Origin of the sequence: Streptomyces ureilyticus (assembly GCF_011045025.1) — a bacterium.
Classification (GTDB): Bacteria; Actinomycetota; Actinomycetes; order Streptomycetales; family Streptomycetaceae; genus Streptomyces; species Streptomyces ureilyticus.
In genome coordinates this window covers 1-12,807 of sequence record NZ_JAAKZX010000245.1, presented here as the reverse complement: position 1 = coordinate 12,807, position 12,807 = coordinate 1, and the positions used below count along the sequence as shown (strand labels likewise).

8 protein-coding genes and 1 pseudogene are annotated in these 12,807 nt (G+C 69.6%); 3 read left to right on the top strand and 6 right to left on the bottom strand.

Annotated elements, in window-relative coordinates; all coding sequences use genetic code 11:
• The 3 genes from G6048_RS41670 to G6048_RS41660 form a co-directional block, all read right to left on the bottom strand.
• Positions 1-3,292, bottom strand: a 3,292-nt coding sequence (locus G6048_RS41670; protein WP_165344818.1) for a DNA polymerase III subunit alpha, incomplete at its 3' end; no start/stop codon positions are given.
• Positions 3,293-3,571: 279 nt separating this feature from the next.
• Complete coding sequence (locus tag G6048_RS41665; protein WP_165344817.1) at positions 3,572-4,654, bottom strand: S1 family peptidase; 1,083 nt, start codon at positions 4,652-4,654, stop codon at positions 3,572-3,574.
• Between the two features lie 285 nt (positions 4,655-4,939).
• Entirely contained in the window at positions 4,940-5,965 is a 1,026-nt protein-coding gene (locus G6048_RS41660; RefSeq protein WP_165344820.1) for a slipin family protein, read from the bottom strand.
• A 98-nt stretch (positions 5,966-6,063) separates the two neighbouring features.
• Here G6048_RS41660 and G6048_RS41655 point away from each other — a divergent pair, with 98 nt between their 5' ends.
• Positions 6,064-6,939: an alpha/beta fold hydrolase gene (locus G6048_RS41655; protein ID WP_328828515.1), complete on the top strand. Its 876-nt coding sequence runs from the start codon at positions 6,064-6,066 to the stop codon at positions 6,937-6,939.
• 140 nt (positions 6,940-7,079) lie between these two features.
• Here G6048_RS41655 and G6048_RS41650 read toward each other — a convergent pair whose 3' ends face one another.
• Positions 7,080-7,982 carry an alpha-lytic protease prodomain-containing protein gene (locus G6048_RS41650; RefSeq protein ID WP_165344816.1) on the bottom strand — a complete coding sequence of 301 codons (903 nt, stop codon included), beginning with the start codon at positions 7,980-7,982 and terminating at the stop codon, positions 7,080-7,082.
• Positions 7,983-8,559: 577 nt separating this feature from the next.
• On the opposite strand from G6048_RS41650, the gene G6048_RS41645 reads away from it, so the two are divergent.
• Positions 8,560-9,000 (top strand): cell division protein SepF, encoded by a 441-nt coding sequence (locus tag G6048_RS41645; protein WP_165344815.1) that lies wholly within the window; start codon positions 8,560-8,562, stop codon positions 8,998-9,000.
• A gap of 39 nt (positions 9,001-9,039) precedes the next feature.
• Here G6048_RS41645 and G6048_RS41640 read toward each other — a convergent pair whose 3' ends face one another.
• Together G6048_RS41640 and G6048_RS41635 are read right to left on the bottom strand one after the other, a co-directional pair.
• Positions 9,040-10,230 (bottom strand): acyl-CoA dehydrogenase family protein, encoded by a 1,191-nt coding sequence (locus G6048_RS41640; RefSeq protein WP_165344814.1) that lies wholly within the window; start codon positions 10,228-10,230, stop codon positions 9,040-9,042.
• Positions 10,231-10,480: 250 nt separating this feature from the next.
• Entirely contained in the window at positions 10,481-12,097 is a 1,617-nt protein-coding gene (locus G6048_RS41635; RefSeq protein ID WP_165344813.1) for an MFS transporter, read from the bottom strand.
• A 261-nt stretch (positions 12,098-12,358) separates the two neighbouring features.
• On the opposite strand from G6048_RS41635, the pseudogene G6048_RS41630 reads away from it, so the two are divergent.
• Positions 12,359-12,807 (top strand): annotated as a pseudogene (locus G6048_RS41630) (hypothetical protein); the annotation flags it as partial.

Genomic DNA, 12,807 nt, shown 5'->3' with positions numbered 1-12,807 from the left:
CTCCCCCGGCATCCCCGCCCGGCTCGGCCAGTCGCAGTGCCACCCCGTCCAGCCCTTCCTCGTGCCGCAGTTCCACCAGATCGGCGAGATTCCAGGCAGCCGAACCGACCACGCTGAGGCTGCGCGGGCCGCGGCGCTGGACCACGCCGCGGACGAGCAGGAGCCAGGAGTGGAAGACGGTGTGGGCGCAGGCGTCGTGGGAGTCGTCGAAGAAGGCGAGGTCGACAAGACCGGTGCCGTCATCCAGCGTGCTGAAGATGACCCGCTTGCCGGAGCGGATCGGCGGGGTCTGGGTGGCCGCCTTGGCGCCCGCGACCAGGACCGTCTCGCCGTGCCGCGCCTCCCGCAGCCGGCGTGCCGTGACCACGCCCAGCTCCGCCAGGAACTCCCGGTGATCGTCCATCAGGTTGCGCGAGGCGTCCATGGAGAGCACCCCCAGCTCGGCGCTGAGCTTTTCCGCGTCGTCGAGGTCGGGCAGCCCGGCGGAGGCGGTGTTCCGCCCGCCGGACAAGGGGAGTTGAGCCCCGCGTCCGCCCCGCGCGCCCCGGTGCAGTTCGGCCAGGTGCAGTTGCAGATCACGGCGGTTGGCGCCGAACGCGTCCAACGCGCCGACCTGCGCGAGCCGTTGGGAGATCGGCCTGCTCGGCCGGGCCCGCTCCCAGAAGTCGAGCAGGGAGGCGTACGGCTGCCCGTCCGCGATCCGCGCCGCCTCGGCCTCACTGATGCCGTGCACATCGGAGAGAGCCAGCCGCACGCCCCAGCGGTCCGACAAACCCTCTTCACCGCACACCAGTTCGATACAGTGGGCGACCGCAGACCGGTTCACATCCAACGGCAGGATCGGCACCCCACGCCGCCGCGCGTCCGCGAGCAGCAGCCGCTTCGGATACATCCCGGGGTCGTGCGTGAGCAACCCCGCGTAGAACGCGGCCGGGTGATGGGCCTTCAGCCACGCCGACTGGTACGTCGGTACGGCGAAGGCGACCGCGTGCGCCTTGCAGAAGCCGTACGAGCCGAAGGCCTCGAGGATCTCCCAGGTACGGGCAATCGTCTCCGCGCCGTATCCCCGCGCGGCCGCATGCTGCGCGAACCAGGAACGGATCCGCCCCTGTGACTCGAGGTCGGAAAGCCCGCGCCGGATCTGGTCGGCCTCGTCGCGTCCGCAGCCGGTCATGAGGTGCACGATGTCGATGATCTGCTCGTGGAAGACCACGACTCCGTACGTCTCCCGCAGCGGTTTCTCCAGGTCCGGGTGCGGATAGCGGGCCGGCGCCCGGCCGTGCCGCGCCGCGATGAACGGCCGCACCATGTCGGCGGCGACCGGCCCGGGGCGGAACAGCGAGATGTCGACCACGAGGTCGTGGAAGTTCGCCGGCTGCAGCCTGCCGACCAGGTCCCGCTGACCCGGCGACTCGATCTGGAAGCAGCCCAACGTCTCGGTGGACCGGATGAGTTCATACGTCGCCGGGTCGCCCTCGGGCACCGCGTCCAGGTCCACGGGCACACCGGTCGCCCGCTTCACCTCCGCCACCGCGTGCGCCATCGCGGACTGCATCCGCACGCCCAGCACATCGAGCTTGAGCAGTCCGAGATCCTCGACGTCGTCCTTGTCGAACTGCGCCATCGGGAACCCCTCGCCGCTGGTCGGCATGACCGGCGTACGGGACAGGAGTGAGGCATCGGAGAGCAGGACCCCGCACGGGTGCATGGCGACTCCGCGCGGGAGTGCGTCGAGCGCTTCGACCAGCTCCCACAGCCTGCCGTGCTTCTCCTTCTCCCCTGCCAGGGACCGGAGTTCGGGCAGTTCGTCCAGGGCCGCGCGGGCGTCGCGGGCCCGGATGTGCGGGAAGGACTTGGCGATCCGGTCGATGTCGGCGGGGTCCATGGAGAGGGCCGCGCCGACATCGCGGATGGCGTGCCGTACGCGATAGGTCTCGGGCATGGCGACGGTCGCGACGCGCTCGGTGCCGAACCGGTCGATGATCGCGCGGTAGACCTCCAGGCGGCGCGCGGACTCGACGTCGATGTCGATGTCGGGCAGGACCGCCCGGCGCTTGGACAGGAACCGCTCCATCAGCAGCCCGTGTTCGACGGGATCCGCGTGCGCGATACCGAGGAGATGGTTGACGAGGGATCCGGCACCGGAGCCGCGCGCCGCCACTCGGATGCCCATCTCCCGTACGTCGTCCACGACTTGAGCGACCGTCAGGAAGTAGGTGGCGAAGTTGTGGTGGGCGATGATGTCCAGCTCCTGGTGCATCCGCTCCCAGTACGCGCGCCGCGAGTCATAGCCGCGCAGCACCATGCCCGCCGCCGCGCGCGAGGCCAGCACACGCTGTGCGGTGCGGCGGTCGGCGCCGACGAGATGGGGCTCGGGGAAGTGGACGGCGCCGATGCCGAGGTCGTCCTCGGGATCGACGAGGCATTCCTCGGCCGTGGCCCGGGTCTGTTCCAGCAGGTGGTACGCGGCGTCGCGGCGGTAGCCCGCGGCCTCCACGATCCGTTCGGCGAGGCCGTGCATGGCACCCGCGTCCTTGAGCCAGGCCTCTCCGCTGTCCAGCTTGCGGGGGTCGACGGGTACGAGGCGGCGGGCGGCGTCCAGTACGTCGGCGACCGGGCCCATGCCCGGGTCGGCGTACCGGACGGCGTTGCTGAGCACCGGGCGCACCCGCTGCTCGGCGGCGAAGCCGACGGTGCGGGCGGCCAGGCGCAGCGAGCCGGGTCCGGTGCCCTCGCGTCCGTGGCAGACGGCTTCGAGGCGCAGGTCGTCACCGTAGATCTCCCGCCAGGGTGCGAGGAGCTTCGCGGCCCGGTCGGGGCGGCCGGCGGCGAGCGCGCGGCCCACGTCGGAGGCGGGGCCGAGCAGTACGGTCAGGCCCTCGGCGTGGTTGTCCGCCCAGGGCAGCAGGGGCAGCTCTTCACCGCCCGCATGCGAAGCCGTGACGATTCTGCACAGCTCGGCCCAGCCGAGGGCGCCTTCCCGGGCGAGGAAGGTCACGCGAGGTGTCGATTCGTCGATGAAGGCACCACCGCGTACGGGAGTGCGCCGCCGCGCCCGCGCCGTACCCCGCTCCGGCGGAGCCACCGCGAGCTCCGTCCCGAACAGCGGACGTACGCCGGCGGCGGAACAGGCCTTGGCGAACCGGACCGTGCCCGCGAGGGTGTCCCGGTCGGTGAGCGCGAGGGCGTCCATACCGCGTTCGGAGGCGCGCTCGGCCAGCCGCTCCGGGTGGGAGGCCCCGTAGCGCAGTGAGAACCCGGAGACGGTGTGCAGATGCGTGAAGTCCGGCACGCGCACCTCCACTCTCCAGGGGCTCCCACGCCAGCCCTCGAACATTCGTTCCTGCTCTCTCGCCCCCACCATAGACCAATTATCGAACGCGTGTGCGACATCCATCCGGGATCCATCTTCGATCCGCCCAGGAGCCGCCCCGGAAGCTCACACCCACCCAGTCACCCGACCCCACCTGCGTAAACGCCGAAAAGAGCACAAGACACACGAAGGCCCCGCCCCCGCGGAAACTGCGCGGGGACGGGACCCTTCGAGCGATGGAGCGAGCTGGTGGAGCTGTCAGCCGATCTCGGTACCGGTGGCCTCGAGGGCCTCGGTGACCGGCTGGAAGAAGGTCTCGCCGCCGGAGGTGCAGTCGCCGCTGCCGCCGGAGGTGAGGCCGATCGCGTTGGTGCCCGAGAAGAGCGAGCCGCCGCTGTCACCGGGCTCGGCGCAGACGTCGGTCTGGATGAGCCCCTCGACGACGTCGCCGCCGCCGTAGTTCACGGTGGCGTCCAGGCCGGTGACCGTACCGTCGGACACCTGGGTCGTGGAACCGCTGCGCACGACCTCCATGCCGACGGTGGCCTCGGCCGCGCCCGTGATCTCCTGGGCGGTGCCGTCGTAGAGGTTCACCTCGCTCGGGTGCTCCACGTCCGCGGTGTACTTCACCAGGCCGTAGTCGTCACCCGGGAAGCTGGAGTCGGCGTTCTCACCGATCACGTTGCCGTCCGCGTCCGACCAGCTGGTGATCGCCTCGGTGCAGTGACCGGCGGTCAGGAAGGCCGGCTCGCCGCCCTGGACCACGTTGAAGCCGAGCGAGCAGCGGCTGCCGCCACCGGTGATGGCGTCACCGCCGGCGATGAACTTCTTGAACTCACCCTTGGTGGTCTTGAGTTCGGCCTTGGCGCCGAGCTTGTCGACGACCTTGGTCAGCTGGGCCATCTTCGCGCCCTTGACCGTGCGGTCCGCGGTGACGACGATCTTGTTGGTGGTCGGGTCGGTCGCCCATGAGGTGCCGGCGATCGTCGCGTCCTGCTTCAGCGCCGTACGGGCGCTCTTCAGCTCGGCGAGTGAGTTCTCGACGATTCTGGCCTTGCCTCCCGCCGACTCGACGGCGTCGGCCGCGGCCTTGTCGAGCACGTTCACGACGAGGTTCTTGGCCTTCGCGTCGTAGTACGTTCCCGCCGCGTCGGCACCGAGGTCCTTGCCGAGCGTGGAGGCGAGCTTTCCGGCCGCCTTGATCGAGAGAGTGTCCGGCTTGGGTGCGGCCGTGGTCTCACTCGCGTTCGCGGACTGGAAGGTGACTCCCGCGGCCACGAGTGCGGCGATTCCCGCACCAGCCACGGCGGCACGCCGCTTGGGTATGCGTCGGTGCTTCAACTTACGTCCTCCTGTGGGGGGTCGGCCGCGGCGACTGTGGGGGCCGTCACGACCGGAAGGCTTGCGGGCATGGACACGACAAACAGCAAAAGCCACGTCCACGCCAAGGACGCCGCCCACTATTCCGATCCTTATAGGGAGCACACAAGGTCTAGTTCAGGACGCGCGCTCGGTAACGAGCGCGCGCCCCCCGCAGGTTGACGCGCGTTGAGTGCCCGTAATAAACACCACGTCAATTCCCGCAGCAAACACTACGGGCGAGTAACTATGGGCTCTCAGTGAGGTCTACACCTGTCCGGATTTCGACCCTCCGGAGTCCGGATCGAACGGCTCGGGAACCGGCGGCAGTTGCTCCCGCAGCGATTGCTCCGCCGTCGACGGCACCGGCCGCTCCAGCTCGGACGACGACTCCGAGGGCGACTCGGACGAAGACCCGGCCGACGGCTCCTTCGCCTCGGCCAACTGTTGCTGAGGCTGCGCCAACAGCTTCTGAAGCTGGGCGAACAACTCCGGAGAGGGCATCGAAGGCTGCTCCTGGGACGGCGGCGCCGGCTGCTGCGCGCGCTCCAGGAAGCGCAGCAGTTCCACCGGGAAGGGCAGCACGAGCGTGGAGTTCTTCTCGGCCGCGACCGCCACCACGGTCTGCAGCAGCCGCAGTTGGAGGGCGGAGGGGGTATCGGCCATCTCCTTGGCCGCCTCGGCCAGCTTCTTGGAGGCCTGCAACTCGGCGTCGGCGTTGATGACCCGGGCCCGCCGCTCACGGTCGGCCTCCGCCTGCCGCGCCATGGACCGCTTCATCGTCTCCGGCAGCGATACGTCCTTGATCTCGACCCGGTCGATGGAGACACCCCACTCCACGGCCGGACTGTCGATCATCAACTCCAGGCCCTGGTTGAGCTTCTCGCGGTTGGACAGCAGATCGTCCAGCTCGCTCTTGCCGATGATCGAGCGCAGCGACGTCTGCGCCATCTGCGCCACCGCGAACCGGTAGTCCTCGACCCGGATGACCGCGTCGGCGGCGTCCACCACCTTGAAGTAGACGACCGCGTCCACGCGCACCGTGACGTTGTCCCGGGTGATCCCCTCCTGCCCGGGCACCGGCATCGTCACGATCTGCATGTTGACCTTCTGGAGCCGGTCCACGAAGGGCACGATCATGGTGAATCCGGGCCCGCGCACTTCGGATCGCAGCTTGCCGAGCCGGAGGACCACGCCCCGCTCGTACTGTTTGACGACCCGGGCCGCCGCCGCCACGTACACCGCTCCGACGGATCCGAGAGTCAGCCCGGCCGTCACCAGCTCCTCGATCATTGCGACCCCCAGGGTCCGTATCGGGCGCATCAGGTGTGTACTTCAGGTACTTCGACGGTAACTCCGGGCCGGACGCGAAGGGGAGATGGAGGACAAAGGTGCCGAACGGCATTCGAATGCGGGACGGACGCCGGCTGGCGATCGAGGAGTGGGGCGACCCGGACGGCACGCCGGTGGTGGTGCTGCACGGCACACCGGGCTGCCGGTCCGGGGCGGTGCCCCAGGATCTGGTGGACGCGCGCCCCGGGGTGCGGTTCATCGCGTACGACCGCCCGGGGTACGGGGATTCGGACCGGGGCCCGGGCCGCCGGGTCGCGCACGCGGCGCGGGACGTGGCCGCGGTGGCCGACGCGCTGAAACTCGGCCGGTTCGCGGTGCTCGGCCGCTCCGGCGGTGCCCCGCATGCGCTGGCCTGCGCGGCGCTGCTGCCGAACCGGGTGCGGCGCGTGGCGGCGATGATGAGCCTCGCACCGCCGGACGCAAAGGGGCTGCGCTGGTTCGACGGGATGGCCGCGTCCAACGTCGAGGAGTTCACCCAGGCGCTGACCGACCCGCTGGACTTCGCCGAGCGCATCTCCGCGCGGGCCGCCGCGATCCGCAAGGACCCGGCCCAGCTCCTGGTGTCGATCCGCGACGGCCTCACCGACTCCGACCGGCGGATCATCGCCCGGCCCGCCATCAGCGAGATGCTGCTGCGCACCTTCCGCGAGGCGCTGCGCAGCTCGGCGTACGGCTGGATCGACGACGATCTCGCCCTGCTGAGCAACTGGGGCTTCGACCCTGCGTCGATCACCCGGCCCGTACTGCTGTGGCACGGCGCCCAGGACACCTTCTCCCCCGTGAGCCACTTCGAGTGGCTGGCCGAGCGCATCCCACGCGCCCGGCCCGTACTGGACCCGGAGGCCGGTCACTTCGCGGCCCTGGAGGCCCTTCCGGACGTACTCGACTGGCTGATTCCACGAGCGTCCGCCTGAGGCGCCCTGCCTGAGGAGTCCTTGTACGAGGAGGACGAGCCCCCGCAGCACACATACGTACGTGCATACATGCGGAGGCTCGTCCACTGCTGGCTGCGTACCTGTGTTCTTCGTGCCTTGCTACGTGCCGTGCGCGCCGATCAGTAGACGCTGACCCCGTAGGCGCTCAGGGCCTCGGTGACCGGCTGGTAGAACGTCGTGCCGCCGACGGAGCAGTTGCCGCTGCCGCCTGAGGTCAGGCCGTACGCGGTGCCGTTGCTGCCGTAGAGCGAGCCGCCGGAGTCGCCGGGCTCGGCGCAGACGTTGGTCTGGATCAGACCAGAGACGACGTCGCCGCCGCCGTAGTTGACGGTGGCGTTCAGGGCGGTGACCCGGCCGCTGTGTGTGCCGGTGGTGGAGCCGTCGCGGATGACGGTGGTGCCCACGCTGGGCGTGGCCGCGCGGGTGATGTTGACGCCGTTGGCGGTGCCGGGCCTGCTGACGGACCCGGAGTACCGCACGATGCCGTAGTCGTTGCCCGGGAAGCTGGAGCCGGCGGTCGAGCCGATGACCGTGGTGCGCCCGGAGTTGGAGTACCAGGTGCCGGCGCCGTCGGTGCAGTGACCGGCGGTCAGGAAGGACTGCGTACCGCTGCTGTTCTGGACGTTGAAGCCGAGGGAGCAGCGCCAGCTACTCGCATAGATGGCGTCGCCGCCCTGGATGAGCTTGTTGAACTTGCCCGGGGTGTGCTTGATCTGAAGGGCGTCGGCGTTGCCGCCCGCCGCTTCCTTGATCTTCGCGATCTCCGCGTCGGAGACGGTGCTGTCGACGGTGACCGTGACCTTGTTGGTCTTGGAGTCGACCGCCCAGGCGGTGCCCGGCACATCGGCCTGGAGTACCGAGGTGCCGGCCTTCTTGAGCTGGGCCGTGCTGAAGGTCTGTGCGTCGCTCGCGTTCGCGTTGGGGACGGTAAATGCGGCCGCGGCCACGAGTCCGGCACCGATGGCGATCAGCCGGGTGCGTCTCGCTATGCCGCTGCGGGGGGTGGTGCGCTTGGTCCTCACTTTTACGTTCCTCCACATGGGAAGTCGGGGGCCCGCGTGGGGGTCGGGGCCCGTGAGGCGCAGCCAGAGGCCACATGTCCGGATTCCGAACACGTTGTGCGCCTGGCAGGCGCTGGACGGAATATTCGACCGCCCGGCCGACCTGCGCAAGGGCGCCTTTCGGCCGTGCAGCGTTCAACTTGCGTATGCCCCGCGGAGGTTGCTGAGGTCAGAGGGTGTGAATTGCACTCCCCCGCGGCAATCGACATGCCCAAGGTATTCCCCGAAACCCACGTCAGACAGCCCCTCGGCAGGCGTTGAGTCACCGTCAGGCGGCTAGTTACGGCGCCGGATCGACCACCTCGTTCACCCGTACGCTCCGGCCGTCACCCATACGCCGTGAAGAATCATATTTCACTCTTAGTCAGCAGCCGTATACGGCAAGGGCCTTGGGAAACGCGGGCTCTCGACTAATTCGTTGTGCACCAGTACCGTCACGAAACCCCCGCGCGGCGTCTATCCCCTTGGCGCGACATCCGCATCATGGACGACCATGGGGAGGCGGAAAGAGACAAGACCGCTGTGAGAGGAGGCGTCCATGGGATCGGTGCGCAAGGCGAGTGCCTGGCTTGGCCTCGTCGACGACAACAACGATGACGAGCGTTACTACGACGACGACTACGCCGAAGGTTCCGAGCCCCGGGATGCCTGGGTCACGGATCCGCGAGTGAAGGTGGCGTCGGAGGCCGCCGAGCAGAAGGGCCGCCGGATCGGCACGGTCACCCCGGACAGCTTCCGGGACGCCCGTGGTATCGGCGAGCTCTTCCGGGACGGCGTCCCCGTCATCATGAACCTCACGGCCATGGAGCCGGCCGACGCCAAGCGCGTCGTCGACTTCGCGGCCGGCCTGATCTTCGGCCTGCGCGGCTCGATCGAGCGCGTGTCGAACCGTGTTTTCCTGCTGACCCCCGCCGACACCGAGATCGTCAGCGGGGAGCCGGTAGGCCGTCGGACCGACGGTTTCTTCAACCAGAGCTAGGCAAGGCCGCTCACCGGCCCGCCTTCCGGAGCCTGACGGCTACCGGAAGGCGTCGAGTCCGGTGAGCGCCTTGCCCAGCACCAGTTGGTGCATTTCGACGGTGCCTTCGTAGGTCAGCACCGACTCCAGGTTCGTGGCGTGCCGCATCACGGGGTATTCGAGCGAGATCCCGTTGGCGCCCAGGATCGTGCGCGCGGTACGGCAGATGTCGATCGCTTCTCGTACGTTGTTGAGCTTGCCGAAGCTGACCTGTTCGGGACGCAGCCGTCCCGCGTCCATCCGCCGCCCCAGATGGTGGGCGAGCAGAATCCCCTTGTGCAGTTCGACCGCCATGTCGGCGAGCTTGGCCTGGGTGAGCTGGAATCCGCCGATGGGCCGCCCGAACTGCTCACGCGTCTTCGCGTATTCGACCGCCGCCTCGAAACTCGACCGTGCGGCACCCATCGCACCCCACACGATCCCGTAGCGGGCGTGCGAGAGACAGCTGAGCGGCCCCTTCAGCCCGGTGACCTCGGGCAGTACGGCATCGGCGGGCAGCCGCACGTCGTCGAGTACGAGCTCACTGGTGACCGAAGCCCGCAGGGACCATTTGTGCTTGATCTCGGGCGCGGAGAAGCCGGGGCTGTCGGTGGGCACGACGAAGCCGCGGATCCCGTCGTCGGTCTGCGCCCAGACGACGGCGACGCCGGCGACCGAGCCGTTGGTGATCCACATCTTGCGCCCGTTCAGGACCCAGTCGGTCCCGTCGCGCTTGGCGTACGTACGCATCGCCCCGGGGTCGGACCCGTGATCGGGCTCGGTCAGCCCGAAGCACCCGATGACCTCGCCGGTGGCCATCGGCGGCAGCCACCGCTGCTTCTGCTCCTCGGACCCGAACCGGTGGATCGCGTACATGGCGAGCGACCCCTGCACGGACACCAGCGACCGGATCCCGGTGTCGGCGGCCTCCAACTCCAGGCAGGCCAGCCCGTACTGCACAGCACTGGCCCCCGCACACCCGTACCCGCTGAGCGACATGCCCAGCGCTCCGATCGCCCCCAACTCACGTGCCAGCTCCCGGATTCCGGGCAGTTCCCCGGTCTCGTACCACTCGGCGATGTGCGGCATCACGCGATCCGCGGCCCAGTCCCGCACGGTGTCCCGGATCGCCAGATCCTCCGGCTCGAGGAGCTCGTCGAGGCCGAGGAGATCGGCGGGGTCGAAGGGGGGCAGCTTCGAGGATGCGGACATGGGGGCCTCCGGCGACGAAAACTAGCACTGTTAACCACAACGCACGGCTGACGTTACGACGCAGTGTCACGCAAGTCGAGAGGGACTGCTTCCTCCCACGAACCGCGGTCCGCGGTCCGGGATCCGCGGTCTACGAACCCGCAGCCGCCAACGGCGCCGCACCGCCCACTGGGAACCCGCACAGATCAGCGGAGTTGAAACGGGCGGTGCGTGGGGGGGGAAAGTCTTGACCGCAACCACGACGCACGGGTCAGACGGACGACTCCGCCCGCAGGTGCGCCGAGGCCTCCCGAGGCCCAGGCACCTCAGCGAAGCCCGCCGCGGGCGAACCGCACTCCATGGCCCGCGGCAACCGCAAAGCCATAACGGCCCCGAGCAAAAGCAACACCGCACTGACGAGCAACGTCACATGCAGCCCATGCACAAACGAGTCCCGGGCAGCATGCCGCAACGCCTCCCCCGACCCCCCGCCCAGCCGCGCAGCGACCTCGTACGCCTCACCCAAGGAATGACTGGCCGCAGCCGAATCCGCGGCAGGCACCCCCCGCACAGAGTGCAGCCCCGGCGCGTAGGCCGCGTTCATCACGCTCCCGAGCAGCGCGACGCCAATCCCCGCCCCCAGCTGGTACGACGTCTCCCCGATCGCCGCGGCCCCGCCCGCCTGCGACTGCGGAGCCTCACTGAGCATCGACTCGTACGCCCCGAACAGCGTCACCTCGAGCCCGAACCCGAGCAGCACGAACCCCGTCAGCAGCAGCGGAGCGTTGTCGTGGCTGCCCATCCCCGTGAGCATGATGACCGCGGCGGCGGTGAGACAGAAGCCGAGGCTGACCATGGTCCGCGGCCCGAAGCGGTGCAGCAGCTTCGCCCCGACAAGACCAGCGGCCATCGCGGCGAAGGTGAGCGGCACCAGCCGCAGCCCGGTCTCCAGCGGCGAGAGATTGAGGACGAGCTGGAGATACTGCGCGGCGATCAGTTCCAGACCGACCAGCGCCAGCAGGGCGAGCACGATGCATCCGACGGACGTACTGAAGGCGGGCCTGGCGAACAGCTGGAGATCGACCAGCGGATGCTTGCGCCGCCGCTGCCGCCGTACGAAGGCGACGAGCAGCCCGGCTCCCACGATCAGTGGCGCGATGGTGTAGGCGCTGAGCGGCATCTCCCCGGCGCCCAGCCGCTTGACGCCGAGGACGACGCCGAAGAGCCCGGCGGCGGCCAGCAGCGCGCCGACGACGTCCCAGGGCCCCTCGCCGTCCCCGGTCGACTCGGGCAGCAGCCACCGCCCGACGGGCAGGCTGACCAGCATCAGCGGGATGTTGATGAGGAAGACCGCACCCCACCAGAAGTGCTCAAGCAGGAACCCGCCGAGCAGCGGACCGACGGCCGCGCCCACCGCGGCGACCGCGCTCCAGACGCCGATCGCCATGGCCCGCTCACGCCGGTCGGGAAAGACCTGCCGCAGGATCGAGAGCGTCGCGGGCATGATCATCGCGCCGCCGACGCCGAGCAGGGCGCGCGCCGCGATCAGGACGTGCGCGGTGTCGGCGCAGGCCGCCAGCGCGGAGGCGACGCCGAAGAGGGCGTACCCGAGCAGGAGAATCCGTCTGCGGCCGACCCGGTCGCCCAGCGTGCCGAAGAGGATCAGCAGCGAGGCGCAGACCAGCGGATAGATGTCGACGATCCAGAGCAGCTCGATAGCGCCGGGCCTGAGATCCTCGGTGACGGCGGGCACCGCGACATGCAGCACGGTGGCGTCGACGGCGACCAGCAGCAGGCTGACGCAGAGGACGACGAGGACGACCCATCGGTTTGCACCGGCCCCGGCCTCCCGACGGCAACGCGAAGCGGCCGTGGTCGTCCCGGACATGCACGTACCTCCCAGAAGTTCCCTCGCGTTCGGCGGATCCGCGGGGTGGGGAGTCCCTGCGGTTTGCGGCCGGGAGGAGCGGTGTCCCGGTCTCACGCAACAAAGGCGAGTGAGTACGTCAGAGTACGCGAGATCCCGCCAGTGGCGAGTGGCGGGGCTCTCACGTCCCTCACAGATCCTGTGTGGCGTACGCCACGCTCCCCATGTCCGACCACGCCCCGCGGGGCCGTCCGGTTCCGGGCGCGGCCCATAATCGATCCCGTGACCGATCTTGAAACGCCTGTCGCGCCGGCCCGTCCGGGCCCCTGGCCGCGCCGCGTCGCCCCCGCCTTGCTGGGGTACGCGGCGGTCCGCGCGCTGGGCCTGACGGCGCTCGCGCTGTGGAGCGCCGCTCGCGACAAGAGCGCGCACCAGTTGCTCACGGCACGCTGGGACTCGCTCTGGTACACACGGGTCGCGGAACTCGGTTACGGCTACGAGGTGCGCCTCCCGAACGGCGACGTGCACTCCAACCTGGCATTCTTCCCGCTGCTGCCGTGGCTGGAGCGGACCGTGTCAGCGGTGACCCCGCTGTCGTACGCGGACGCGGGCCTGCTGATCAGCACGCTCGCGTCACTCGCCGCGGCCTGGGGCATCTTCGCCGTCGCGGACCATGTCTACGCAGAAAAAAAGGCGCGAAGCGCGGCCTTGGAAGGGCGGTGGTGGGAGAC